This window comes from Flavobacterium glycines, assembly GCF_900100165.1.
Classification (GTDB): Bacteria; Bacteroidota; Bacteroidia; order Flavobacteriales; family Flavobacteriaceae; genus Flavobacterium; species Flavobacterium glycines.
The window spans coordinates 112042-137240 of record NZ_FNEO01000006.1; the positions used below are offsets into that span (position 1 = coordinate 112042).

27 protein-coding genes are annotated in these 25199 nt (G+C 33.8%); 5 read left to right on the forward strand and 22 right to left on the reverse strand.

Annotated features, from left to right (window positions below):
• Nucleotides 1-214: 214 nt before the first annotated feature.
• The 4 genes from BLR17_RS13230 to BLR17_RS13245 form a co-directional block, all read right to left on the reverse strand.
• The gene (locus BLR17_RS13230; RefSeq protein WP_066328896.1) at nt 215-1294 is read right to left on the reverse strand and encodes an HlyD family secretion protein; all 1080 of its coding nucleotides are present in this window, start codon (nt 1292-1294) and stop codon (nt 215-217) included.
• A gap of 20 nt (nt 1295-1314) precedes the next feature.
• A complete protein-coding gene (locus BLR17_RS13235; protein WP_066328897.1) occupies nt 1315-2637 on the reverse strand; it encodes a TolC family protein in 1323 nt (440 codons plus the stop codon).
• Entirely contained in the window at nt 2627-3253 is a 627-nt protein-coding gene (locus tag BLR17_RS13240; RefSeq protein WP_066328900.1) for a TetR/AcrR family transcriptional regulator, read from the reverse strand. The genes BLR17_RS13235 and BLR17_RS13240 overlap by 11 nt, the downstream gene beginning before the upstream one ends.
• Before the next feature lie 277 nt (nt 3254-3530).
• Entirely contained in the window at nt 3531-4214 is a 684-nt protein-coding gene (locus tag BLR17_RS13245) for a 2'-5' RNA ligase family protein (RefSeq protein ID WP_066328902.1), read from the reverse strand.
• Nucleotides 4215-4389: 175 nt separating this feature from the next.
• Between BLR17_RS13245 and BLR17_RS13250 the strand changes: the two genes are divergently transcribed.
• Nucleotides 4390-4941, forward strand: a complete 552-nt coding sequence (locus tag BLR17_RS13250) for a DUF4494 domain-containing protein (protein ID WP_066329006.1) — start codon at nt 4390-4392, stop codon at nt 4939-4941.
• A 68-nt stretch (nt 4942-5009) separates the two neighbouring features.
• On the opposite strand, the gene BLR17_RS13255 is transcribed toward BLR17_RS13250, so the two are convergent.
• Nucleotides 5010-5738: a sulfite exporter TauE/SafE family protein gene (locus BLR17_RS13255; RefSeq protein ID WP_066328903.1), complete on the reverse strand. Its 729-nt coding sequence runs from the start codon at nt 5736-5738 to the stop codon at nt 5010-5012.
• Nucleotides 5739-6057: 319 nt separating this feature from the next.
• Between BLR17_RS13255 and BLR17_RS13260 the strand changes: the two genes are divergently transcribed.
• Entirely contained in the window at nt 6058-6339 is a 282-nt protein-coding gene (locus BLR17_RS13260; RefSeq protein ID WP_066328905.1) for a hypothetical protein, read from the forward strand.
• Between the two features lie 186 nt (nt 6340-6525).
• On the opposite strand, the gene BLR17_RS13265 is transcribed toward BLR17_RS13260, so the two are convergent.
• Nucleotides 6526-7908, reverse strand: coding sequence for a DUF6055 domain-containing protein (locus tag BLR17_RS13265; RefSeq protein WP_066328906.1), 1383 nt, complete (start codon nt 7906-7908; stop codon nt 6526-6528).
• Between the two features lie 123 nt (nt 7909-8031).
• Nucleotides 8032-8448, reverse strand: a complete 417-nt coding sequence (locus BLR17_RS13270; protein WP_066328908.1) for a winged helix-turn-helix transcriptional regulator — start codon at nt 8446-8448, stop codon at nt 8032-8034.
• 128 nt (nt 8449-8576) lie between these two features.
• Here BLR17_RS13270 and BLR17_RS13275 point away from each other — a divergent pair, with 128 nt between their 5' ends.
• From BLR17_RS13275 to BLR17_RS13285, 3 genes are read left to right on the forward strand one after another with little or no spacing between them, the layout of a single operon-like run.
• Entirely contained in the window at nt 8577-9281 is a 705-nt protein-coding gene (locus tag BLR17_RS13275) for an SDR family oxidoreductase (protein ID WP_066328909.1), read from the forward strand.
• 39 nt (nt 9282-9320) lie between these two features.
• A complete protein-coding gene (locus BLR17_RS13280) occupies nt 9321-10088 on the forward strand; it encodes an SDR family oxidoreductase (RefSeq protein ID WP_066328910.1) in 768 nt (255 codons plus the stop codon).
• A gap of 19 nt (nt 10089-10107) precedes the next feature.
• Nucleotides 10108-11109 (forward strand): NADP-dependent oxidoreductase, encoded by a 1002-nt coding sequence (locus BLR17_RS13285; RefSeq protein WP_066328911.1) that lies wholly within the window; start codon nt 10108-10110, stop codon nt 11107-11109.
• Between the two features lie 149 nt (nt 11110-11258).
• Here the strand turns inward: BLR17_RS13285 and BLR17_RS13290 are convergent, their stop codons facing one another.
• From BLR17_RS13290 to BLR17_RS13360, 15 genes are all read right to left on the reverse strand, one after another.
• Nucleotides 11259-12446, reverse strand: a complete 1188-nt coding sequence (locus tag BLR17_RS13290; protein ID WP_083189489.1) for a two-component regulator propeller domain-containing protein — start codon at nt 12444-12446, stop codon at nt 11259-11261.
• Between the two features lie 107 nt (nt 12447-12553).
• The gene (locus BLR17_RS13295; RefSeq protein ID WP_066328915.1) at nt 12554-13288 is read right to left on the reverse strand and encodes a hypothetical protein; all 735 of its coding nucleotides are present in this window, start codon (nt 13286-13288) and stop codon (nt 12554-12556) included.
• Nucleotides 13289-13443: 155 nt separating this feature from the next.
• Nucleotides 13444-14235, reverse strand: a complete 792-nt coding sequence (locus BLR17_RS13300; RefSeq protein WP_066328916.1) for a hypothetical protein — start codon at nt 14233-14235, stop codon at nt 13444-13446.
• Between the two features lie 154 nt (nt 14236-14389).
• Entirely contained in the window at nt 14390-14884 is a 495-nt protein-coding gene (locus tag BLR17_RS13305; protein ID WP_066328918.1) for a hypothetical protein, read from the reverse strand.
• 276 nt (nt 14885-15160) lie between these two features.
• Complete coding sequence (gene trpA / locus BLR17_RS13310; RefSeq protein WP_066328924.1) at nt 15161-15922, reverse strand: tryptophan synthase subunit alpha; 762 nt, start codon at nt 15920-15922, stop codon at nt 15161-15163.
• A 125-nt stretch (nt 15923-16047) separates the two neighbouring features.
• Complete coding sequence (locus tag BLR17_RS13315) at nt 16048-16368, reverse strand: gamma-glutamylcyclotransferase family protein (RefSeq protein ID WP_066328926.1); 321 nt, start codon at nt 16366-16368, stop codon at nt 16048-16050.
• Between the two features lie 93 nt (nt 16369-16461).
• Nucleotides 16462-17643, reverse strand: coding sequence for a tryptophan synthase subunit beta (gene trpB, locus BLR17_RS13320; protein WP_066328927.1), 1182 nt, complete (start codon nt 17641-17643; stop codon nt 16462-16464).
• 1 nt (nt 17644) lies between these two features.
• Nucleotides 17645-18265: a phosphoribosylanthranilate isomerase gene (locus tag BLR17_RS13325; RefSeq protein WP_066328928.1), complete on the reverse strand. Its 621-nt coding sequence runs from the start codon at nt 18263-18265 to the stop codon at nt 17645-17647.
• A 162-nt stretch (nt 18266-18427) separates the two neighbouring features.
• Nucleotides 18428-19219 carry an indole-3-glycerol phosphate synthase TrpC gene (gene trpC / locus BLR17_RS13330; protein ID WP_066328929.1) on the reverse strand — a complete coding sequence of 264 codons (792 nt, stop codon included), beginning with the start codon at nt 19217-19219 and terminating at the stop codon, nt 18428-18430.
• 56 nt (nt 19220-19275) lie between these two features.
• Nucleotides 19276-19644, reverse strand: coding sequence for a four helix bundle protein (locus BLR17_RS13335; RefSeq protein WP_066328930.1), 369 nt, complete (start codon nt 19642-19644; stop codon nt 19276-19278).
• Between the two features lie 50 nt (nt 19645-19694).
• Complete coding sequence (gene trpD / locus BLR17_RS13340) at nt 19695-20687, reverse strand: anthranilate phosphoribosyltransferase (protein ID WP_066328931.1); 993 nt, start codon at nt 20685-20687, stop codon at nt 19695-19697.
• A gap of 90 nt (nt 20688-20777) precedes the next feature.
• Nucleotides 20778-21344: an anthranilate synthase component II gene (locus tag BLR17_RS13345; RefSeq protein ID WP_066328933.1), complete on the reverse strand. Its 567-nt coding sequence runs from the start codon at nt 21342-21344 to the stop codon at nt 20778-20780.
• Between the two features lie 89 nt (nt 21345-21433).
• The gene (locus tag BLR17_RS13350; protein WP_066328935.1) at nt 21434-22834 is read right to left on the reverse strand and encodes an anthranilate synthase component I family protein; all 1401 of its coding nucleotides are present in this window, start codon (nt 22832-22834) and stop codon (nt 21434-21436) included.
• A 271-nt stretch (nt 22835-23105) separates the two neighbouring features.
• Complete coding sequence (locus BLR17_RS13355; RefSeq protein ID WP_066328937.1) at nt 23106-24377, reverse strand: hypothetical protein; 1272 nt, start codon at nt 24375-24377, stop codon at nt 23106-23108.
• A 194-nt stretch (nt 24378-24571) separates the two neighbouring features.
• Nucleotides 24572-25138 (reverse strand): YceI family protein, encoded by a 567-nt coding sequence (locus tag BLR17_RS13360; protein ID WP_066328942.1) that lies wholly within the window; start codon nt 25136-25138, stop codon nt 24572-24574.
• Between the last annotated feature and the right edge of the window lie 61 nt (nt 25139-25199).

A 25199-nucleotide genomic window follows, 5' to 3' on the forward strand; every position in this document is an offset into this window, starting at 1 on the left:
AAAGAAACAAAAAAATCAAGTCTTACGCTTCCTCGTCGGTCAAATTAGTTTTCGAATGCTAAAAGAAAAAAACTCGTCCCGAAAGCTTTCGGGACTCAAACAGCTTTTCTTTTTACGCATTCTTCAAACATTTGACACTCGACTGCGGAATCTAAGGACGCCCGAAACCGGAAATAACAATGATTTGATTTCTAATTGAATTAAACCTCTACAGTTATTTTATATGTACATCTACGTCCACATTCATTCCCGGACGTAATAATTTTACTTTTTCAATATCATTGCTTGGATCGATACTAATTTTTACCGGTAAACGTTGGATGGTTTTTACAAAGTTTCCTGTAGCATTATCAGGAGGCAGTATTGAAAAACGAGATCCTGTAGCCGGAGAAAATGAAGTGATTGTTCCTTTGAATTCATAATCAGGATATGCGTCCACTTTTAAAGCTACTTTTTGACCGGCAACCATTTTGTTTAACTGCGTTTCTTTGAAATTAGCAATAACCCAGGCTTCGTTGTTGTTGATAATGTAGAACAAAGATTGTCCCGGTTGTACTAATTGTCCCGGTTGTATATCAATTTTAGAAACCTGTCCGTCGATAGCGGCTGTAACAACAGTGTAGCTTAAATTTAATTTAGCTGATTCCAATAAAGCCTGAGCTCTTTTGATATTAGCCGAAGCAACATCTGTTTCTTTATTTGAAACAACCGATTTTGCTTGTATAACCGATTTTTGGAAAGCACTCGCTCTTTCCTGTTGTTGTAAAATACGTACCTGATTTTCAGCTTCCTGTTTTGCAGCTAAAGCTTGTTCGTATTGTTGTTTTGTAATAGTATGATTTTTATACAAATTGCTGTAACGGTTGAAATCATTGGTTGCCAAACCTAATTTGATTTTAGCAGTTTGAATGTTTCCAGTTGCCGATTTTACATTGGCATCCGATACTGAAATATTAGCTAAAATGCTACCCACATCCGCTTTTGAAACTTCAAAATTTCCTTCGGCTGCGGCCAATGCTGCTGTAGCTTCGTCAATTTTTAACTGATAATCTTTTTGATCAATCGTAAAAAGAGTATCTCCTTTTTTTACAAAATCATTGTCTTTGATGTATACTTTACTCACGTAACCGGAAACTCTCGGGATAATAGGAGTCATGTATTTTTCTACCTGAGCATCATCGGTGCTTTCGTGAGATAAGGAGTGAATGTATTTGTAGGAACCATATATAACACCTAATAGTACTAAACTACCTATTATAGCTATAAATTTTTTATTTGTTTTTTTCTTTTCCATTTTGGTATCGATTATATTTTTTAAAGCTTGAAAGTTTGGTTTAATTGTCCTGTTACAGAAAGTAAGTTGTAATATTTTTGAATGATATTGGCTTTGGCCAATGCTTTATTGATTTTTGCACTTAGCTGTTCAACATCGGCTTCAAGTAAATCATTAGTGTCCGACAAACCGTTATCGTATTTGTCTTTAATCATTCGGTAATTTTCGGTTGCCTGATCTACAGCCTGAGTGTAAACAAGATTTTGTTTTTGAGCTAAATCATATTCTTCGATGGCTTGCTGTACCTGAATTTTGATGTAATCGGTCAGCAGCATTTCCGAATTTTGAACTTCGGCAGCCTTGCTCTTTGCTATTTTTACTTCAGTTCCGTTTTTGAAAATATCACTAATGTTATAGGAAAGTCCCACACCAAAATTCATGGCATTTTGAACAGTTACCACATTTTTCAAGTCCAAAGTAGTATATCCGCCAATAAGTGACAGCGAAGGATAGTAACCACTACGAGCTACTTTTATATGAGCCTGACTTGCTTTTTCTTCAAATCGTAAAGCTTCTAAATCCTTACGATTCTCCAGCGCCGGATTTTCGTCAACAGGAACATTGTTTGTTTCAAAATTATAGAAATCACTTTCTCTGATTTCAATGATTGTTTTAGGATCCAGTTTTAAAAGATTGGTCAGTTCGTAGTTGATTACGCTTAAATCGCTTTTGGCCTTATCCAATGAGAGTTGAACTTTAGATAGTTGTAATTGTGTTTTTAATAAATCGTTTTTAGGAACGATTTCGTTTTTTTCCAATTCGGTGAAATCTTTTACACGTTGCTGAGCGCTTTTGTAATTTTCGTTGAGTAATTCAACTGTTTTTTGTGCTTTGTATAAGGCAGCATAATAGTTAATTACTTTCATTGCTGTTTCTTCCTTAGTTTGCAAAGCATTAGCTGTTTCAGCCTGATACAAATTGTCCGAAACTTTAATGCTGTTTTGTAATTTAAAACCGGAGAAAATAGGCAAATTAGCTGTGATTTGTCCTAAAACCAATTGATCTACATTAGGAGCTTTTGAGTCTGAACCGCTATCGCTGCTGTTGCTTTTCAGGTTTACAGAAGCTTTAGTTAGTCGTTGGTATTGAGCAGAAGCCTTTAAATCAGGATAAATATGATTTTTAACCGATTGTAACTCGTATTTTTTAGTAGCTACTTTGGCATTGGCCAGATTAACTTCGTTGCTCTTGTCCCAGGCTAAATGAACTGCTTCGTCGAGTGATAAACTCTTTTTTTCCTGTGCTTCTACGGAAGATATTCCCAGCAATATAGTTCCAAAGAGTATTAAATGATTAGCTTTCATATATTAGAAGTGCTTTGATTGTTTGTTGTATATGTGTTTTAAATTTTGTTTGGATATAATTTTCAAATGCTTCGTCTGTTTCCAGATTCAGTAATTTTTTGAAATAAGCTTTATTCATGCTAAAATGAAAAAACGTACCCATTATTGTTGGAGGAATCAAAGGAATAATTATGTCTTTTCTGAAAATTCCTTTCTGTTGGCCTTCGTGAATAATCGTTTCAATAGATTTTAAATTCCGATCCCTCACTTCGTTTAATACTTTCAATTTATCCTCCCTTTGTTCGGTTGTAAATTCAAAATGTAAGATTCTGTAAATTCCTTTATTACATCTGATGCGGTTGACGTACAGTTCAATTAGTTTATCAATTTTTTCAATTGGGTCTAAATCTTCAACAGACAGGTTTTCCATTTGAATTTTTAAATCGGAAGTACGATAAACAATCAGGGATTCTAACAATTTTTCCTTCGAACCAAAGTAATAAGAAACCATCGCAACATTAATGTCGGCCTCTTTAGCTATGGTTCTAATCGAAGTTCCCTCGAATCCTTTCTCGGCAAATAAAGTCTCTGCTATCAACAGAATTTGAATTTGCTTTTCGTTAAAATCAGTTTTCACTTGGATTTGTTTTTAATTACAGCACAAAATTAAACAACTGTTTAATTTAAACAACTGTTTAATTTTTATTTAACGTAATATTAACATAAAAACAGTCACTGTTTTTTAGTGATAGATAATTTTATGTTGTTGTTTATGAGTGGTTTGTGTGTTTGTTGGTGTAGTTTTGTTACACAGAGATTCACAAAGAGGGCTCAGAGTTACACGAAGAAAAGAGAAAAGTTTTAATTAATAAAACTTAGTATTTACTTACTGAATCTTAGCGTAACAATAAATTTTATTTTAGTAAAAACGTATGTAGAATTTGCGTTTTTTCCTTTCTTTGGTACCAGTCGTTACAGACTAATTCGACGTTGTCAACTGTAAATTTTCCAAAATCCTGTTTGCGGTATTTTTCCAATATCGAAATGAATTTTGTTGTATCGGCAATAGTTTTTCTAAAGCGACAAACGCTCACATGAGCGGTAAATAAGGTATAACGGCTATCGATGCTTCGTTGAACAGTACTGTTTTTAAATGCTTCCCGAAGCGCATCCCGAAAGGAATTTAGCGTATCATTACTTGGGAATCCCTGAATCATAATGGTAGAATCAGAAGCTGTAATTCCGTTGAGGTGAATTTCTAAATTCTTTAATGAAGCTATATTTTCCTGGATAAGCGCAATGTATGCTGAAGGATTAATTTGGCTCAAAGAAAAACCATCACGGCAGGAAATAATAGATAAAACGGTGATGTGAATATCTGAATTAGGGTAATAATACTGCGCCGGGTCTTCTTTTTTAAGTTCGTTTAAAAACGACTGAATCTGGTTTTTAATAGATTCCAGTGGTCGAATGAGTAAAGTAATGCCAAAACGATGGTCATTTTCGTCATCAATTTTAGAATCTAAAACGTACCTATTGCTTGAAATAGCCTGTGCTGATTTAGTAAACAATTGGTTATAATGAGCGGCTAAATCCATAAGAGAAGTTTGTGAAATACAAAACTAAGGATTTTTTAGTGAGTAATTATAATAGAAAAACTAAGTGCTTAGTTGTGAAAAGGATAGCTTTTTGGGGTCAAAATTGTGAATATCTATTTTGATAATCTGGTGTTTATTTTACTCTAAAATCTATCTTTGGCATCCTAAAAAAAAAATTATGGCAACTTGGTACGAATGCAAAGTAAAATATAGAAAAACGGACGAAACAGGCAATCAAAAAATGGTAGGCGAAATTTATTTGGTTGACGCTATTTCTTTTACAGAAGCTGAGAGTAGAATTAATGAAGAAATGAAAGCTTATGTGAGTGAAGAATTTAAAATAGCTAATATTAAAGTAGCTAATTATGCCGAGATTCATCCTTTTGAAAATGCCGACAGATGGTTTAAATCAAAGATTTCATTATTGGCTTATGATGAAGAGAGTGGCAAGGAACGCAAAACCAATATGTATTTTCTGGTTCAGGCCAATGATGTAAAAGAGGCTTATGATAATACGGTGCATACTATGAAAGGAACGATGGGTGATTACACCATTCCGGCTATTTCAGAATCGGCTGTTTTGGATGTTTTCCCTTATTTTAGCGGAGACGAAGACGAATTGGAACAATTAGAGCGATTCAATGCACTGAAAGCTTCAAAACCGGTGGTTGCGGAAATCGAAGACCACATGGAATTTGTAACTGAAGAGGAGGAAGAAACAGTGTAATATTCTTGTTCTTTTACACAATCGCAAATTAGAAGTATTTTTAGGAGTATTCTAATTTGCGATTTTTTTTAGTTAAATATCACTTTCGAAAGTGTCACTATGCCGGTAATGAAGATTAAAACTAAAACAATAGATTTGAATTGTTCGTCCGAAATACGGCTTAGAATTTTTTTACCAAAATAGGTTCCTATAACACTTACCGTAAGCAATATAGGGATAAGGTATAAATCATGTTTGTGGACATAACCATTATAGGTGTATACAAAACTTCTGCTGGAATCAATAGCCAGATCGATGATGGCTGAGGTGGCAATAAAAACTTCCATTTTAAGATTATAAGCTGCTAAGGTCATGCCGCGAATAGCCCCTCCTGTACCTAACAAACCCGCAATTAATCCGGATAAGGTTCCTCCCAGAACTGAATTAGTAAAGTTAGGTTTGATACTAATATTTTTAAAAAAAAGAAAAAACAAACTAATAATAATAAGGAAAGCAGCAAGAGCGATTTCAAGAGTTTTAGTTTCGATGTATTTGCTGACAAAAGCACCAGCAATAACAAAGAGCACAGCAGGAATACCTATAGTGAGCAGTAGTTTTTTATCGAAACCTTTTCTGAAAAAGGCAATTTTGGTGATATTACTTGAAACATGAAAGAGTGCTGTAATACCTAAAACCGAATGAAAGTCCAAAAAATAGCTCGCTATGGGGACAAAAAATAAAGAAGAACCAAATCCTCCAACGGTGCCTAAAATTTCGGCAAGCAAGGCTAATAAAATAAATAAAGGGAGATTTTCCAAGGCGATGCGTTTTTTGGGGAGTGATTTATTTCATTGATTGGATTGTTAATCAATTTGTTAGTAATTGCTATGTAAAAATACACTAAAAAAGGAATAGCTAATTCATTTTTTCAAAGAAAGAATGGCGATGCGAATAAATATGTCTATTGGATTCTTAATTGCTGAAAAGTGGAATTTTACTTAAAAAATTAATAAAAAATTGGCAATTATCAAGAAGATTGTTGTTAATTTTATAGTAGGTTATTGTTCGAGAAATCCCAATTTAAGCCTTTTTTTTAATGACAATAACAAGTTTAGTATTAATTAATTTTTTTCAATTATGACAGAGGAATTCACAATTATAGAGAAAGAAGACATAGCTTCTCTTAAGTTTCCAACTACAGATGTTCTGGATGACGATAACGAAGTAAAAACAAGAATAAGCGAGATAAACAGGGCTTTATCTTTAGGGAATTTAGAGCATTCAAAAATTAAAATATTTTTTGAAGACAATGAATCCAAAAAGATTGTGAATACTACCGTTTGGGCCGTTACAGATAAGAATGTAGTTTTAAAACAGGGTGTAATGATTCCTATTCACAGAATCTACAAATTGTTTTAGTAACTTTATTAGTTCATTAGAATTGTCAAACTTCCCGAATCTGTAATTGTTATTTCTGAATGTTTTGGGATAGAAAACGGCGCAAGCCTCTGCGGAGTTTGCGCCGTTTTTTATTGGGGTTTATTTTTTGGAAAACCTATAATAAATCAAGTGGATAATGGGAACCAAAAATGAGTACCACAAGTTTTAATCCTTCTTGGATGTGTTAGTGAATTTAACTTTATAAGGGAAATTTTCATCATTGTCAGGCTTGTCATCCCACACATGATTTCGGTGTTCGGTAGGAGCTCCGGTTACCACTAGCCAAAGTTCTTTTGCATCCTGAGGTATTGTGATGGTAACTTTGCCTTTTTTTGTTTTTTTTATCTTACCATAAACAGCAGAGTCATTTTCTTTTATAACAACAAAGCCATAACGCCATCCTTCAATAGCAGACCATTTTCCTTTTAATCCTTCGAAATCTACAGCGACTTTCGTACCTGTTTTTGGAACACTAAGCGGAATGGCATTGTAACCATAAACCTGAGGGATTTGTTTGTCGGCTATTTTGTAATAACCATTATCAGCAATTTCTAACGCGGTGTGATGCGTGTATTTTTTTTGTTCAGCAGCAGCTAAGTTTTTAATAAAGGTTTTATTGTGGTTTCCTAAAGGATAATCCCAGTTGATATTTTTGCAGGCATATTCAAAAAACTCGTCATTGAATTGTTTCTGATTGATTCCTGTGATTCTTTTGTAGGTTTGCAGCGGATGTTCAGGAGTTTGAGCGCTTCGCCATAGTTTTCCTAAAAAATCGATTCCGTGTTTTTGTTTCCAAAATTCCATCAAATACATCGATTGGTATCGGTAATCTTCATGCGAAAAATGTTTGTGCGCATTTTCTAAAAAACGGGGTATTTCTCTGGTAAAGCTGTCATTATTAATTTGCCATGACATAAATTGGGCGCATTGTTCCCAAAATTGCCCCACATAGTTTTGATCTCTAAAACCATAATTGCCATCGCAGGCAGTTTGATATTGAAAGGTATGACCAAATTCATGAGCCAAAGCAGAATCGGTGTTAGAAGCCCAGGGATTTACCCATAAAGCGCCTATAACATTATCATATCCCGCGCCTGTGGCCAACCATTCTTCCTGATAACGGAGAATGATAATCATTCGATATTGATCTGTTTTTGATTTTCCTTTTTGTACAAATTGCATCGTATCCCGATAATAGGAATAATACTTTTCGGCTTTTGTCAAAACAGTATTGATATCGACATTCAGTTTTGGATTTGGCGCTTTGTCGGGATATTGCCCAAATCCTTTTGCCCAGAAAATAATGATATTGTCAGAAGACGCACTTCTTTGGTAACTCCATTCGCTATCGCTCGAATTAAAATCGTTATTCTTTAATTCGATAGGAATGTAAATGGCTTTTCCTCCAATTGGTTTTTCTCCAAAAGTATAGTTGGAATTGGAGCGTATTTCTTTTGAAATTAGTTTTACAGGAGCAGCATTTGCAGCACAAAAACAACTGGTGATGATGGAAAATAAAAAGGATTTAAAAAAAGGAAATTGCTTCATAGTTAAACTATTATTGATTTGAGCTTTCTAATTTAATAATATAAAGTCATGAAAATTAGTTGATTAATGAAATGAATATCGAATTAATCGCTCATTGCTAATAATTTTCGATTTTTCTTTTTGCTATAAAATTACCTTCTTTAATTCTTTTGTTTGGGTTTTTATAAATCCCTCTTTGTCTTTTTTTATTTCTTCTACAATCGCTTTTCTTTCAGCTGGTAATGTAGAATATTTATCAGCCCATAAATTTATTTCAATCATCAATGGTAATAAATCTATTCCTTTTTGGGTGAGTTTGTATAAAACTTTTGCTTTGCTATCAGGATGATTCAATTTACTGATGATACTATTTTCTTCCAGCATTAATAATCGAGCAGCTAAAATATTGGTTGCTATTTTCTCTTCGGATTTTAGAAAATCGCCATAAGTACATTGTTTGGATAACATTAAATCTCTGATAATGAGTAGTGACCATTTGTCTCCCCATACGTCTAGAGAGCAGCTAATTGGGCATTCGGATCTTTTTTTTGTAGTTGCCATAAAAATAATTTATAAAATCACTTGCGATTTGAAAGTTGTTTGTATATTTGTACTTGCAAAACGCAAGCAAATTTACAAATTTTAATTCAGAGTCACAATCAATAGAAAAAAAATAAAAATTCAAAATAATGAAAACAACAGGAAATACCGTTTTTATAAGCGGTGGAAGCGCAGGGATTGGGTTAGCAATTGCTAAAAAGTTAAGCGCAGCGGGTAATAAAATTATTATCAACGGGCGTAATGAGGAACGTTTGCAAAAAGCCTTAAAAGAATTAGATAATGCCATTGCCATTCAGGGAGATTTATCGGTAGAAGCAGATAGGATTCGTATTGCAAAACAACTAAAGGAAGACTATTTTGGTGTAAATATCATCATCAACAATGCTGGAGCTGCTTTTGGATATTTGTTAAGTGAAACAACCAATGCACATGAGAAAGCAGCTATCGAAATGAATACTAATTATTTTAGTGTAATTCATTTTACAGAATTGATGTTGCCACATTTAATAGAAAAAGCTGGAGCAGCAGTTATAAACGTTTCTTCTATTGCGGTATTTGGCAGTCACAAATTCTTACCAACGTATGGTGCTACTAAGGCAGCTTTGCATAGCTATACTGTTGCTTTAAGAGATACTTATGAAGAGATAAGAAATGTACAAATTTATGAAGTGTACCCACCATTGGTAAACACAGAATTCTCAGCCGAAATAGGTGGAGCTAACGGTATTCCGCCTTCTGAAGTAGCGGATGAATTGTTTTTGGCATTAGAAAAAAATCAATTTGATATACCTGTAGGAGATACGAAGCAGTTTTTTAAAAAGGAACTTTTGTAACGATAAAGTATCACTTTCTTATCATTAAAAACAACAACTATGAATCTAAAAGGAAAAACAATTCTGATTACAGGAGGTGCCTCAGGAATAGGACTGGAAGCAGCTAAGCAATTTATAGCATTGGGAACAAATGTTATTATTACTGGAAGAAATCAAGACAAGTTAGAAGCCGCTAAAAAAATACATCCACAATTGACCGTTATACAAAGCGATGTTGCAAATGCTGATCAAGCACTCTTACTTTTTGATAAAATTAAAGAAATGGGAGGTATTGATATTTTATACAACAATGCTGGAGTAGGAGTACCACCTTTAAATCTAGGTTTAGCCAATGAAAAACATCTGGAAGGAGCTATTTATGAGATGGATGTCAATTATCTTGGTGTTATTCGGCTGAATAATCTTTTTCTGGATATGTTGAAATCAAGAAAAGAAAGTGCCATTATCAATACAACTTCTATCTTAAGTTATGTCCCTTCATTGCTGGAAGCTACTTATTCCGCTTCTAAAACGGCATTGGCATTTTATACCAAATCACTTAGAGAACATTTGAAAATAGCAAACAGTCGAGTGAAAGTTTTTGAATTGTTGCCTCCACTGGTTGCCACTGAGATGACTGCAGAAAGAGATGATAAAAAAATGAGTTCTGAAGAATTGGTAAAAGGCTTGATTGCTGGATTAAAAAAAGACCAATATACCATTCGTGTAGGAGATACTAAATTAGTTTATCTATTGCATCGCTTTTTTCCAAAGTTGACTTTTGGTTTAGTTAATCCAAAGAAAAGCCACCAATTTTTACAAAAGTAATTCTCATAAATAAAGAAAAATGAAAGCATTTATCATAAATAAATACAGCAAAAAAGGAAGTTTACAGCTTACTAATGTAGCTATTTCAGAAGTTAAAATTAATGATGTCTTGGTTGAAGTGCATGCTTCGGGTTTAAATCTTTTGGACTCCAAAATAAAATCGGGCGAATTCAAATTGATTTTACCCTATAAGTTCCCACTAATTTTGGGACATGATGTAGCGGGAGTAATTACTAAAGTGGGAAAAAATGTAACAAAGTTTAAAGTAGGTGACGAAGTTTATGCCAGAGTAGCTGATTTTCGCATTGGTACGCTTGCCGAATTCATTGCCATAGATGAAAAAGATGTGGCTCTAAAACCTAAAAATATTTCAATGGAGGAAGCAGCTTCGATACCGTTAGTGGCTTTAACGGCTTGGCAAGCTCTTGTTGAAAGGGCAAAACTTAAAAAAGAACAAAAAGTATTCGTTCAAGCGGGATCGGGAGGTGTTGGAACCATTGCTATTCAGTTAGCAAAACATTTGGGAGCTACTGTAGCTACTACAGCTAGTGAAAAAAGTTTTACCATGTTGAAAAATCTCGGAGCTGATATTCTCATTGATTATAAAACGCAAGATTTTGAAAGTATTTTAAGAAACTATGATTTGGTATTGAATAGTCAAGATACCAATACATTAGAAAAGTCATTGCGAATTTTAAAACCAGGAGGAAAAGTAATTTCTATTTCAGGACCGCCTACACCTGATTTTGCAAAGGCAATTGGAGCACCTTGGTTTGTTAAAGTCATCTTATCACTCATAAGTTCTGGTATTCGTAAAAAAGCAGCTAAGCTGGGAGTCAATTATTCTTTTCTTTTTATGAGAGCAGATGGAGAACAACTAAGCCAAATAACATCCCTTATCGAATCGGGAGTAATAATCCCTGTTTTAGATAAGACTTTTGCCTTTGAGCAAACTAATGATGCTTTAGCATATATAGAAAGTGGTCGCGCTAAAGGGAAGGTTGTTGTTAGAGTAAAGTAAGTTTTAGTTTTATACTACTTTTGGAAATCGATGCAATCGAGCGCCAGTTTGGAAGCAGCATTTGCAGTACAAGAAAAACTTAAGATGGTATAAAATAAGAAGGATTTAAAAAGATGAAGTTGTTTCATGATTGATAATAATGTTGAAAATTAAAGCTTGATTACCTTTTTATTGACAATGCCTTTTGGTGTTGCTATAGCTACAACATACATGCCTGATGCAAAGTTTGAAAGATCAATCTCGTTGATATTGGTATCCAAAACGCTTAGTTTTATTAGTTTTCCATCGATTGTGTGTACACTAAGTTTAGAGTTCAACAGCATATCTTCAATTTTAATATAAATTTTGTTATAGGTCGGATTGGGATAAATCAGGAAATCGTAGTCGGTTAGGACTTGTTTGCTGGTATTTGTTTTTTTTGGAGTTAATCTGGAAAGTCCCGTAAAAGTTCCTATCCAGGCTTCTGAATTGTTTTCAAGAGTGATGGAATGGGTATTGTTTCCTATTAGACCATCTTTCATATCGTAATTTTCAAACTCAGTACCATTGAATTTAGATATCCCATTATTGCTGCTCGTAATCCATAAATTGTCCTGTTTGTCAGTTGTAAGCGACCAGATGTAATCACTAATCATTCCATCAGTCATGGTGTAGGTTTTCCAATTGATTCCGTCAAATTTCGTTAATCCTTTGCCTAAAGTAGCAAACCATACATTTTCTTGCGAATCAACGGCAACTTTATAGACAGCATTTGATGGTAATCCGTTTACAGTTGTATAAGATTCCCAGTTTGTTCCGTCAAATTTGGAAACGCCCTGAGGTGTACAAAACCATTTGGTTCCGTTTTTATCAATGGTGATGGCGGTAACACAATTGTAAATCAAACCATCATCAGTAGTATATTTTGTCCAGTTGGTACCATCGTATTTCAGCACTCCGTTTACGGTACCAAACCACTTATTGTCATCTGCATCAATAGCCAGTGATCTTACATAATTGATGCCTTCGTTTATCCCAAAAGTAATCCATTTTTCTCCATCAAACATTGAAGCTCCGGTATTGGTGCCAATCCAAATCGCACCATTTTTATCAGAAGCCAGAGAATAGATTAAATTGTCAATAAGACCGTTTTCGGTAGTGTAATTGGTCCATGTTGTACCGTCAAATTTGGTTACTCCATTAGTAGTCCCAAACCATTTATTGCCTAATAAGTCAACAGCAATGGCGTTGATGCAGTTAGCTCCTAATCCATCCGATGTTGTGAAATTGGTAAATGTTTGCGACCAACTCATTGGTGTCAAAAACAAAATAAACAGTAGAAGTGTAATTTTTTTCATAGTTGCATTTGGTTTTGGAATTCTTTTTATTGAGACGCGTTGCAAACGCTACGATTTAACTTTTAATGTAAGTAGGTACTCGATGCAATCGAGCACCAGATTGGTTTTCATTTTTTGAAAGTATCATATTTAAAAGCAAAAATTAAAATTGTTGCGAAACAAATTAGGCAGATTATAAATAAACCAAAAACTTGAAAAAATAGATTTTTTTCTTCATCTACCTTATTTGTAAATTTTTTATACATTTCTATGGACTGTAATTTTTGATTAGGAAATTTTGACATCGCAAATTTATTTTTTACTAGTATTTTTTCGTTTAAAGCTTCCAACTCAAAAAAAGCACTTTCCATTTTACCATAAATCTCAACAGTATTGTGTGAAGAATTTGATTCGATTTGAATAGAAAATTCATGCATTAAGTCAACTAATTTTTTTTCACCATTTAAATACTCATTGTAAAGAGAATACATACTAGGAAATTCTTTATTTTCCGCTTCATTTTCAAATTTAGAGAATCTTGCAATATCGTTTAACACAGATCTTTTTAATTCTACGGATTTAGAAATATTTGAATTATGTGGAAGTTTTTGCGCTGCTACGAGGAAAATTCCATATTCTTTTATTCTTATTCTAATATTAGGCAATGAATCGTTTGTAAATTCACCTATTATTTGACTATTTAGCATTCTATTATTAGAAATAGTAATCGTGTCAATAGCCTTTTCGTAATCTGAAAATATTTTTGATTGAATATCAAACAGTTTAAGCCCAAAAAAAGAAATCCCGCTAAATAAAATACCGAGAATTAATATCACATTTTCTCTTTTGAAATATGCTTTCATGAATTACGTTTAAAATTGTTGCTAACGTTCCCTTGCTACAAGAGGTTTGGGGTTAAATTAAGCCTTATTTTCGGATTTGCCTAAACTCCCAAATACAAAACCATTTTTAAATTAAGCCAAATGCCCAAATCTCTTGTAACGGCTGTTAGGCGCAGTTACTTTAATCTCTCAAATAATAGTTTCTCATTTAATTTTAAACCTTCAGTTGTGAATTCAAAATAGGATCTCACTCCATTTAATGAATTCCCTGGAGTAATTAGCCCTAATGTTACAAATTCTTTAATTAATGAGTCATTTTTATCCATAGGTATTGAATTTAAAATGTTTTCTGCAATATCTTCAAAATCTTTATGTCTTTTTTCTTTTATTAATTTGTTAAAAATTAAATTGACTTTATTATTATTAATTTCGTTATTCTTTTCAGGAACTATATTTTCATTTTCGGGCAATTTTACATCTTGTTGCTTTATCAAAAAATCTGAAAATTTCTTTTCTAACTTTTCATATTCTTCTTGTAATTTTAGTTTATTGGCTCTTTCTTCATCAACTTTTTTCTCAAGTCTTTTTCTTTCTTCTTCCGAAATATCATAAACAGATTTTAAAACTATACTTGTTTTATCTGTCCATTTATAAATCATTGGGGTGATTTTTTTTTCAAAAAAATTGATAATTAATCTAGATAAATTAATTAACAAATAAGAAGCAATCATTATTATAAATGCCTTAAGAATACATAAAAGTAAAGTTTCAATTAAAGGAAGATCTTTAAAATGGTTAATTATAAATTTTCTTTTAATGTATAGTGATGTTTTTGGGTCAAAATTGAATAAAGAATAAAATAAGTTCCAATTTTTAATTATCCAAACTAATAGAAGAGTTCCAAAAAAGGGATTTGAAGATTTTGTTTCTAAATTTTCTTTGAATGAAACAAGTAATTCTTTTATCATAAATTTCGTGTTTTTTTGTAATTGCACTCTAACGTTCTGGCGCTTGGCGAGGTTGGGGAATAAAGATGCGAGATTTTTCGATTAAAGACAAAATTTTCAAATACAAAACCAACTTTAATTTCATCCTAAAACCCCCAATCTTGCCAAACGGCTGTTACCTGCTGTTTATTTTACTAAAGTTTTTAAATATATATCCATTATATTCAATTATTGAATTGTCTTTTTCACTTGCTCCAGGCACTACTAAATAACTGATTTCATCGTCAAGATCAAAATTTACTTTTAGGGTTAAAAGCTCTAAAAATGTTTTTGAAAACAGTTCATTAATCATTTTCGGCATTTGTTTAAAAATCTTCTCGGCTTCAAAGATGAAAAACATTTTATTTGAATCTGTGGCGTAAACTATTGGGAGAATTGTAGTATTTTCAATTTTTTGATTATACTCAACAATACAGCTGTAAATTTCTCCACAGTTTAAATAAAAATACGGTTGGCTTAGTTCGGCAAGATTCTGAAAATTGTGATTACCCTCACTTATATACAAAGCTATTTCAAATTGTTTTTGATTACAATTTGGACACTTCAATTTTTCCCCGTCGAAAAAATATTCTTCCTTTTTACAATTTGGACAAATATGGTAAATATCCATTTGATGATAATTTTGGTGTTAAATAGAAGGTAACTAGTTTATATGCGCATAAATTGGACTAGTTATATCCTTTATTGGCATGTTATACGCAGTTTTTTTGTTATTATTATTGCACATTATTTTTTTATGTACTCTACAAAAATAGAATTATTTCTTACATATCAAAAGGCATGCTATTATTTTTTCTTTCAATACTATTAAATAGTAAACAACATAAAAAAATCCGATTTGTGTAATCAAATCGGATTTTAGTATGTTCATTATTTATGTGAGAGATTATCGAATTGCTTTTACAAAATCAGCAATTTTTCCGCTTCCTTCTTCTGATAAATGTTTGATAAACGCACTACCAATAATAGCGCCTTTGGCATATTGTGTAGCCTGGTTGAAGGTCTCGGCATTGTTGATTCCGAATCCTACAATTTGTGGGTTTTTTAAATTCAAATCGGCGATGCGTTTGAAGTAGTTTTCCTGTACGTTGCCAAATCCTGCTTGAGAACCCGTAACACTGGCCGAGCTTACCATATAGATAAATCCGCTGGAAACGCTGTCTATAAAACGAATGCGCTCGTCAGAAGTTTGTGGTGTGATTAAAAAGATATTGATTAATCCGTATTTGTCAAAAGTAGCTTTGTATTCTTCGGCATAGACATCCACAGGCAAATCAGGGATGATTAATCCATCGATACCAATTTCGGCACATTTAGCGCAAAAAGCTTCCACACCATATTGTAACATTGGGTTGAAATAACCCATAATTATCAGTGGAATAGATACTGTTTTGCGGATGTCTTTTAATTGGTCAAACAAAATTTGAGTCGTCATACCGTTGTGCAAAGCGGCAGTGGAACTGGCTTGGATAGTAGGACCATCGGCCAATGGATCGCTGAAAGGCAATCCAATTTCAATTAAGTCAACTCCGTTTTTTTCTAAGTCCTGAATAATTTGTACCGTATCGTTTAGATTAGGATATCCCGCCGAGAAATAGATGGAAAGTATTTTTTTGTCTTCTTGTAATTTTTGTTCGATTCTGTTCATTGTATCTTTTTTAAACACCTGAAAAGTCATTCCGAGGAACGAAGGAATCTCACTATCTGAATCACTTGATGTGATTGCTTCGTCCCTCGGAATGATATATTGGGTAACTATTTTAGTTTTCTATTTTAATTGGTAACAATGTAAGCCCAGGCAGTTTGCAGGGATTCCAGAGTTACTTCGATGCGTTTGTAATGCAGACCCTCGTAGGTATCGGCAAGGTAAACGTCTTTTTCGCTAATGTCATATACCACACCGTTCACAATATCTTCGGGATTATTGGTTGCAACAATAATCGGATATTTTTCCAGTCCAAATTCTTCTTCAATTTCGATATAATTAATCACATAACCGATTAATCTGTCGGGAACACCTTTTAGCGTACGTCCAAAAATATTTTCCTGGATGTCTTTGTCTTTTAAAGTTCCGTAAGCGAATAATTTTTCCATTTGTGCTATTTTGAAAATTGAACTTTCTTGTTTTTTTGTTGCGTTAGGGCTGGCAATGGAGCTCTCCCGATTTTCTTCGGGGTAACGTCCTGATTATATTTTAAAATATTCGATGTAGTTATTTAAATCTTTATCGCCACGACCTGAAAGACAGATAACAACCACATCTTCGGGTTTGAATTTTTTATCGTTCAACACCGCTAAGGCGTGAGAAGACTCAATAGCAGGAATGATTCCTTCCAGTTTGCATAATTCTAAACCTGCTTGCATCGCATCATCATCGGTAACAGAGAAAAACTCGGCACGTCCTGTTTCGGCTAAATGTGCGTGCATAGGTCCCACACCCGGATAATCCAAACCGGCTGAAATAGAATAAGGCTCAGTGATTTGTCCGTCAGGCGTTTGCATCAACAGGGTTTTACAACCGTGAATGATACCTACTTTTCCTAATTTGCTCGTAGCAGCACTATGTCCTGAATGGATACCTTTTCCTGCCGCTTCCACCGCAATGATTCCTACTTCCGGTTCGTGCAAAAAGTGGTAAAAAGTACCTGCAGCGTTACTACCACCGCCAATACAAGCTACTACATAATCGGGGTTTTCACGTCCCTCTTTTTCTTTTAATTGCCATTTGATTTCCTCAGAAATCACGCTTTGAAAACGCGTTACCATGTCAGGATAAGGATGTGGTCCAATGGCAGAACCAATGATATAATGGGTGTCAACAGGATTGTTAATCCAGTCGCGAATGGCTTCGTTAGTGGCGTCTTTTAGCGTTCTGGAACCCGAAAGAGCCGGACGAACGGTTGCACCCAGCATTTTCATACGGGCAACGTTTGGCGCCTGGCGAGCAATGTCAATTTCGCCCATGTACACAATACATTCCAATCCCATTAAGGCGCAAACCGTAGCAGTAGCCACACCGTGTTGTCCGGCACCGGTTTCGGCAATAATACGTTTCTTTCCCAGTTTTTTAGCAACCAAAATTTGTCCAATGGTATTGTTGATTTTATGCGCTCCGGTATGGTTTAAATCTTCTCTTTTTAAGTAGATTTTAGTATTGTATTTTTCAGAAAGTCTTTTTGCAAAATACAACGGACTAGGACGTCCTACATAATCTTTTAATAATTGGTCGAACTCTGCTTTAAAATCCGGTTCGGCCATGATTTTTAAGTATTGTTGGCGTAATTCCTCTACATTTGGATATAACATTTCAGGAATGTAAGCTCCTCCAAACTGGCCATAATAGCCTTTTTCATCAACGTTGTATAACATTTTATTTGTTTTTTATTGCGATGCACTGTAGTGCTTCTAAATTTTTTAATCCTGGTTCTATTTCAAATTTACTGTTTACATCAATAGCATAAACGGGTAAATGGGTTTTTATTATTTCATTGACAGCATCCATTTCGTCTAAACCAATTCCACCACTAAGGAAGAACGGTTTTGTTGATGGGTATTTCTCTAAAACTTTCCAGTCAAAGGTAGTTCCGTTTCCTCCGGGTAATTTTCCTTTGGTATCAAAAAGAAAATAATCGCATACTTCTTCAAACGGTTCCAAAACTGAGAAATCAAAATCATCGGCAACCGAAAAGACTTTTATGATTTCGATACCAGCTGCTAATTGCGTTTTCAAATTTAAACAAAATTCCACAGATTCATGTCCGTGTAATTGTACGGCTTGCAAATCGTGTTTTTGTACTTTTTCGATAATCTTTTCGACAGTTTCATTGACAAAAACGCCAGTTTTTTTAATTGACTTTGGCAAGTCAGGAATCAGTCCGTCAAAATAACGGGCCGATTTTTCCCAAAATATAAATCCCATATAATCGGGTAGGAGTGCGCCTACTTCGAGAATATTATCGGGATATTTCATGCCACAGATTTTGGTTTTCATTTTGCTTTTATTTTTTTGGAACACAGATTAAAGAAATTAAAATAATTTTTATCATTGTTTTTGATTTTTGTTTCTTCTACCGCAAATTATTTTTTAAATCTGTGTCAATTTCTCAAATTTCTTTAATCTGTGTTCTAATTTCTGCTTTCTGTTTTCTGAAATCTAACTTCTAACTTCTAACTTCTCAATAAATTCCGTTGCTGCCTTTCCGGCATTGTTGGTTTTCATAAAGTTCTCTCCAATTAAAAATCCTTTGTAACCATAAGGTTTTAGTTCGTTGATAGCGTTAACTGAGCTAATTCCGCTTTCGGAAACTTTTACAAATTCATCCGGAATCTGGTTAGCCAATTGCTTGCTGAAATCTAAACTTACTTCGAAGGTTTTAAGGTTTCTGTTGTTTACGCCAATCATATCTAATGTTGGCATAATTGATTTTTCTAATTCTTCCTGATTGTGAACTTCCAATAAAACTTCTAATCCCAGGCTTTTTGCAAATTCAGATAACGATTTGATTTCTTCACGGGTTAAAACTGCTGCGATTAGCAAAATCAAATCGGCTCCATGAGCTTTAGCTTCCAGAATTTGGTATTCATCCACAATGAATTCTTTTCGCAATAACGGAATGTTTACCGAAGCTCTAGCCAATAATAAATCGTCTAAAGAACCGCCAAAATATTTTCCATCAGTCAAAACTGAAATTCCGCAGGCACCGGCACTTTCATAACCTTTAACTACTTCTTCTACCGTAAAACCATAATTGATTTCGGCTTTAGAAGGTGAACGGCGTTTGTGCTCGGCAATGATTCCTGAGTTGCTGTTTCTTAAATTGTTGCTTAAAGAAATAGTCTTTTTTCCAAAGAAAACCGAAGCTTCCAATTGTGAAACCGGAATGATTGATTTTTTTAAAACTACTTCTTGTTTTTTGTCAACTATGATTCTATCGAGTATATTCATTTGTTTAATTTAAAGATTGAAAAATTTAAAGATTGAAAAATTCGTGATAAAACAAATTACTCTTTAATTTTAGTATTTAAATATTTTATAAAATTGGATAAGTTTTGAGAAATCTCAATGCTTAAATTGTAACTTATCTCAATTTCTAATTGTGATATTAATTCTAATTCTCTGGCTAAAACTAACATGCTCCTAACTTCCGCACAACTTCCTTTAGAAATTTTGAGATAGCGTATTAATTGTTTGTTGTTATTGTATTCTGAACCTTCAGCAATATTATTTGTAATAGAGATGACCGCTCTTTTTATTTGATCTTTAAAGGAATATTCTTTATCAAAAGATTTGTTTTCTAATAATTTAAAAATCAATTTGGCTAATTGAATCCCTTTTTGGTAGACTTCAAATTCTTCAAAGGACTTAGTCATAATCTTTCAATTTTTAAATTTTTAAATTTTTAAATTTTTAAATCTTTCAATTATTTGCTTAATTCCTGTAATTTTTTCAAGGCAGCTAATCCTTTTCCGGAGAACAAACTTTCCTTAGCCTGTTCAAATCCTTCTAATGGCGTGCATCCTGTAACGGTAGCAATTGCAAGACCTGCATTGGCACAAACCACATTGTTTTGCGCTTCGGTTCCTTTTCCGGAAATGATGTCTAAAAACATCTGAGCTGATTCAGCAATGGTTTTTCCGCCTTCAATTTCGCTTTGTTGCAATAATCGAACACCAAAATCTTCTGGATTAATCATTCCTTCAGTGCTATGGGTAATCACTTTTGTAGCTCCGGTTAAAGATACTTCATCATATCCGTCTAAAGCATGAACAATAGTGAAATTGCTATCGGTATTTTGATAAAGATAAGCATACATTCTGGCCAATTCAAGGTTGAAAACCCCTAGCAATTGGTTTTTTGGAAATGATGGATTGATCATTGGTCCTAAAATATTGAAAATGGTTCTTACTCCTAATTCTTTTCGAATAGGTCCCACGTTTTTCATAGCAGGATGGAACAGGGGAGCGTGCAGAATACAAATTCCGGCCTGGTCCACACATTTTCTTAGGAAATCAGCGTCGTTGCTGAATTTAATTCCTAAACTTTCCATTACATTGCTGGAACCCGTAATAGAAGAAACACCGTAATTTCCGTGTTTAGTCACTTTTATTCCTGTTCCGGCCGTTAAAAAAGAAGCTAAAGTAGAAATGTTGAAAGTGTCTTTTCCATCACCTCCGGTTCCTACTAAATCGATGGTGTTATAATCGGATAAATCAATGCGGACACACAATTCCTGAAGCGCTTCTCTAAATCCGGCTAACTCGTCAATACTAATGCTACGCATCATGTATACCGTTAAAAAAGAGGCAATTTGACTTGGATTATAGCTTCCGTTAGAAATATTAACCAATACGTTTTTAGCTTCCTCTTTGGAAAGCAATTCGTTATTGATTAATCGATTTAATATGTTTTTCATTTTTTTTAAGTTGCTATCCCGATAGCTATCGGGACTAAGTTACTTAGATTCTAAGTTTTTAACTGAATACTGAAATCTGTTGACTGAATACTATGAATTAACCCAGTTTTCCAGCATTTTTTTTCCATTAGGCGTCAACACACTTTCCGGATGAAATTGCACTCCGCGAACATCAAATGTTTTGTGACGCAAAGACATCACCTGACCATTTTCGTCAAAAGAAGTAGCTTCTAAATCCGCTGGTAAAGTAGCGTCAACAACCCATGAATGGTAACGGCCTACTTCGAATTCTTTATCTAAACCTTGGAATAAAACTTCGTCGTCCACAACTGTTTTTACCAAAGTTGCTACACCGTGATACACTTTGTCTAAGTTTGAAAGTGTTCCTCCATAAACTTCGCCAATGGCTTGCTGACCAAGGCAAACACCAAAAATACTTTTGGTAGCACCATATTTGGCGATAACAGGCTTTAGCAAACCGGCTTCATCAGGAATACCAGGTCCGGGAGAAAGAAGAATTTTGTCGAAATGAGCAATTTCGTCTAATTCAAATTCATCATTTCTATAAACGGTTACTTCACAATTTAAATCTTCCAGATAATGCACCAGATTGTAAGTGAAACTATCGTAATTATCTATAACTAATATTTTTTTCATTTTATCTAAAGTTGAGTGTTTGGAGTTAGGGGTTATGCGTTTTTGGCGCTTAACATTTAACTCTTAACTTTTTTGTCTGTCATTTAATTCTAAATAGTCTCAGCTAAATCCAAAGCGGCATTTAACGCTCTTAATTTGTTGTACACTTCCTGCATTTCGCTTTCTTCATCAGAACTGGCTACAATTCCGGCTCCGGCCTGAGAGTGCAACTGATGGTTTTTGCTCAGGAAAGTACGAATCATAATGGCGTGGTTGAAGTTGCCTTCAAAATCCATAAAACCAATGGCGCCACCATAAAAATTACGATTCGTTTTTTCGTAATCTTCAATTAACTGCATCGCTCTGTGTTTTGGTGCACCGCTTAAAGTTCCCGCCGGGAAAGTATCAGCAACTACCTGCATTGTTGTAGCATCATCGTGTAAATGACCTGTAACTTTTGAAACCAAATGGATTACGTGAGAGAAAAACTGCACTTCTCTGTATCTTTCCACATTTACATTGTGTCCATGACGACTCAAATCGTTTCGAGCCAAGTCAACTAACATTACGTGTTCGCTGTTTTCCTTTTTATCTTCTGATAATTTTTTAGCCAGAACAGCATCTTTTTCATCATCACCTGTTCTTCTGAAAGTTCCGGCAATAGGGTGGATTTCGGCTTTTCGGTCTTTTACGATAATTTGGGCTTCCGGAGAAGAACCAAAGATTTTAAAATCGCCATAATCAAAAAAGAACAGGTAAGGCGAAGGGTTTATGCTTCTTAAAGCTCGGTACACATTGAATTCATCTCCTTTGAAACCTTGTGTAAAACGTCTTGAAAGAACCAATTGGAACACATCACCACGGAAACAGTGTTTTTTTGCTAAAGCGACATTGTGTTTGAATTCTTCATCGGTTAAATTAGAGAATCCTTCACCTTCTTTAGAAAATTTATAAGAAGGAATATTTCGGGACTGCATTAACTGCTCAATTTCGGCAATATTGTTTTTATCGTCTACACTGTGGCAAAAAATGTAAGCCTCATTTTTGAAATGATTGATGGCAATAATGTTTTGGTAAACCGCATAAAATAAATCAGGAATAGTATTGCTGTTTTCTTTTTTAGCGATGGTTACTTTTTCAAAATAACGAACGGCATCATAAGAAATGTATCCAAACAAACCGTTATTGATGAATTTGAAATTGTTTTTCTCCGATTTAAATTGTCCTGAAAACTGCTGAATTACTTCAGGAATATTGGTTTTAGCGTCAATCGTAGTTGTTTCACTGCTTCCATCAGGGAATTGCTTGAAAATAGTTTCATTTTCAATTTTTATAGAAGCAATAGGGTTGCAACAGATGTAAGAGAAACTATTGTCATTAGCATGATAATCGCTGCTTTCCAGTAAAAGACTATTAGGAAATTTGTCTCTTATTTTAAAATACACGCTAACAGGCGTTATGGTGTCAGCCAGTATTTGTTTGAATTTTGTATTAAGTTTAAATTGTTTCAATTGGAATAAATTTAAAATTTGTAAGCATTTGTTTTAATCTTCTTTGGCATAAAAAAAAGGCCTGTCGTGATGACAAGCCTTTATATTTTAGATAATACCATAGGAGCTTAGTTCACGACTATTGACGTAAATTGTTCCACCACCAAGTATTATTTGTAATCATTTCCATAACGCAAATATAGGAATGTAATTTTAATTTACAAATAGTATAAAATAAAAAATGAATTTAAAATGTAATATTCGTTTAATGTCTGAGTTTGGATTGTAAGAATTAATGGTTGCTTACAAGATTATTGTTTAATCGAATTCTAAAATCAGGTTTGTTTTTTGAATTAGCATCCATGAATAATTCGCTGTTAGCGAGGTTTTTAAATTCCAAAACAGAATTATTCAGATACCAATTTGTTAGTTCGTTTGTCAAATTCTTTTCTTCACTTTCAAAACTGCCCTTGCAGTTGTTAATCAGTAAATTATTGAAATTAATTTTAGATAAATTTTCAGCTATTGGTTCAATATCTTTTCCCATCAGGATAAAAGGGGCAAATCCGGAAATGACACTGTTAGTTAAAGTTAGATTACTGTCTTTTTTTATAAAAATAGATTCCCGAACTAATCCCTGATCGTTGCTTTCCATATTAATCAGTGTAATATTATTAGCTGTGATTTGAGTTCTTTTTTTATTTAAATCAGCATTTTCAAGTTTGTCATAAGAGTCGATTTCGAAACATCGGGAACCTGAAAAATCAGAATTGTAAGGGTATCTGATAGCAATGCTGTTTGAAATAGTACATTGGGCACCTTGTGTAAAATCAAAATCGTCATCGGTACATCGGTAGGAGATGAGCTGGTCTAAATTCACATCACCGCCATAGCATTCGAAAGAATCGTCATTAGAATAGCTGATTTGAATATTACTAAGTACCGTTTGTTTTCCTACTCCGGCTAAGGACAAACCATTTAGTTCTTTTAATTCATTGAGTTTTCTGCCTGAATATTCAATGCGAACATACTTAAAAATCCCTGAATTGTCATCAGGATTTTTGCCTCCATATTGACACATGGAAGAATCTAGATTGAAATCAAGAAAACTCATGCCGCTAATTTTATTAATTGGAGCATTTCCTAATATGATAATTCCGCCCCAATCTCCGGGTTTTCGGCTGTATCCGTCTTTGTTAGAAGTAAAAATTATCGGATTGGTTTCCAGGCCTTCGGCAAGGATTTTTGCTCCGCGGGTAATTACTAAGGTTCCACATGTTTTTTGATCTCCTCGAATAATGGTTCCTGGCTCAATGGTAAGATTAGCATTTTTTATATAAACTACACCAAGAAGTAAATAGGTGTTTTTGTTTGATAAAGTCATGTCTTTGTCAATGATACCGGATAAAATATGTGTTGGCTCATTGTATTCTGTTGAAGCAGGTTTGAAATTAGTCCAATTGTTAAATGAATTGGCTGCAGTGGTAATTCCTTTCGATTCTTGGGCAAAAGAAATAAAAGTGCTAATAATTCCTAAGATTGAGAATGTAATTTTTAGTTTCATAATTTTGTAGTATTAAGTGTGATTTTTTTGGTAAATCGGGGAATACAAAATTAGAAACTGCTTTTTTTGAGGATGTTTTTTTAAGATTGTCTAAAGGTTAAGAATGTGTTACTTTTTCTATAAATGAAGCGTTTTTTAGATAAACAAAAAAGGCTGTCCTTTAGACAACCTTTGTTTTACAGTTTTTTTTAAAATTAGAATTTCAAAGCTACAGCCAATTCAAATTCGTCATAGATTGTTTTATCTCCTAAATCATCAAAATAACTTCCTGAACCATATTTGATATCGTATTTTGTTCGGTCAATTTTTAAATTTGCTGTTGCGGTATTTCCTTTAACGTTTAAATCAAAAATCACAGGATTAGAAATACCTTTAATTGTTAAGCTTGCAATTATGGTGTAAGTGTTATTTCCTTTGGGAGTAATGTTTTTGAAAGTTAAAATAGCCGTTTTGAAATTATTAATTCCAAAAAAATCATCCGATTTTAAATGTCCTTCCAGCTTTGCTTTTGAACTGCCTGTTTGGTCCGTATTGTTCAGCGTTGTCATGTCGGCAACAAAACTTCCTCCGGTGATTTTGTTAGCCTTAAAAACAAGTTCTCCTTCCTTAAATTTTATTGTTCCTTCATGTTCTCCTGTTATTTTTTTTCCTGTCCAGGTGATGAGACTTTTAGAAACATCTATTTTTTTAGTTTGTGCTTCAACCGCTGTTAAAGAATAAAGAAAAATAAGAGTCAGGAATAGTAGTTTTAAATTTTTCATTTTATGTATGGTTTTGGTTAATACTGGTTATTTTGGGTTCATTGTGGTTGAAAATGAACCT

Coding starts and splice junctions, on each gene's coding strand:
- trpC (WP_066328929.1), bottom strand. CDS start 19,219: ATGAATATACTCGATAGAATCATAGTTGACAAAAAACAAGAAGTAGTT.
- BLR17_RS13245 (WP_066328902.1), bottom strand. CDS start 4,214: ATGGATTTAGCCGCTCATTATAACCAATTGTTTACTAAATCAGCACAG.
- BLR17_RS13230 (WP_066328896.1), bottom strand. CDS start 1,294: ATGGAAAAGAAAAAAACAAATAAAAAATTTATAGCTATAATAGGTAGT.
- BLR17_RS13295 (WP_066328915.1), bottom strand. CDS start 13,288: ATGAAAGCATATTTCAAAAGAGAAAATGTGATATTAATTCTCGGTATT.
- BLR17_RS13265 (WP_066328906.1), bottom strand. CDS start 7,908: ATGAAGCAATTTCCTTTTTTTAAATCCTTTTTATTTTCCATCATCACC.
- BLR17_RS13315 (WP_066328926.1), bottom strand. CDS start 16,368: ATGGAAAAATTATTCGCTTACGGAACTTTAAAAGACAAAGACATCCAG.
- BLR17_RS13305 (WP_066328918.1), bottom strand. CDS start 14,884: ATGGATATTTACCATATTTGTCCAAATTGTAAAAAGGAAGAATATTTT.
- BLR17_RS13335 (WP_066328930.1), bottom strand. CDS start 19,644: ATGACTAAGTCCTTTGAAGAATTTGAAGTCTACCAAAAAGGGATTCAA.
- BLR17_RS13235 (WP_066328897.1), bottom strand. CDS start 2,637: ATGAAAGCTAATCATTTAATACTCTTTGGAACTATATTGCTGGGAATA.
- BLR17_RS13325 (WP_066328928.1), bottom strand. CDS start 18,265: ATGAAAACCAAAATCTGTGGCATGAAATATCCCGATAATATTCTCGAA.
- BLR17_RS13275 (WP_066328909.1), top strand. CDS start 8,577: ATGAAAACAACAGGAAATACCGTTTTTATAAGCGGTGGAAGCGCAGGG.
- BLR17_RS13355 (WP_066328937.1), bottom strand. CDS start 24,377: ATGAAACTAAAAATTACATTCTCAATCTTAGGAATTATTAGCACTTTT.
- BLR17_RS13285 (WP_066328911.1), top strand. CDS start 10,108: ATGAAAGCATTTATCATAAATAAATACAGCAAAAAAGGAAGTTTACAG.
- trpB (WP_066328927.1), bottom strand. CDS start 17,643: ATGTTATACAACGTTGATGAAAAAGGCTATTATGGCCAGTTTGGAGGA.
- BLR17_RS13280 (WP_066328910.1), top strand. CDS start 9,321: ATGAATCTAAAAGGAAAAACAATTCTGATTACAGGAGGTGCCTCAGGA.
- BLR17_RS13360 (WP_066328942.1), bottom strand. CDS start 25,138: ATGAAAAATTTAAAACTACTATTCCTGACTCTTATTTTTCTTTATTCT.
- trpA (WP_066328924.1), bottom strand. CDS start 15,922: ATGAACAGAATCGAACAAAAATTACAAGAAGACAAAAAAATACTTTCC.
- BLR17_RS13345 (WP_066328933.1), bottom strand. CDS start 21,344: ATGAAAAAAATATTAGTTATAGATAATTACGATAGTTTCACTTACAAT.
- trpD (WP_066328931.1), bottom strand. CDS start 20,687: ATGAAAAACATATTAAATCGATTAATCAATAACGAATTGCTTTCCAAA.
- BLR17_RS13290 (WP_083189489.1), bottom strand. CDS start 12,446: ATGAAAAAAATTACACTTCTACTGTTTATTTTGTTTTTGACACCAATG.
- BLR17_RS13260 (WP_066328905.1), top strand. CDS start 6,058: ATGACAGAGGAATTCACAATTATAGAGAAAGAAGACATAGCTTCTCTT.
- BLR17_RS13270 (WP_066328908.1), bottom strand. CDS start 8,448: ATGGCAACTACAAAAAAAAGATCCGAATGCCCAATTAGCTGCTCTCTA.
- BLR17_RS13300 (WP_066328916.1), bottom strand. CDS start 14,235: ATGATAAAAGAATTACTTGTTTCATTCAAAGAAAATTTAGAAACAAAA.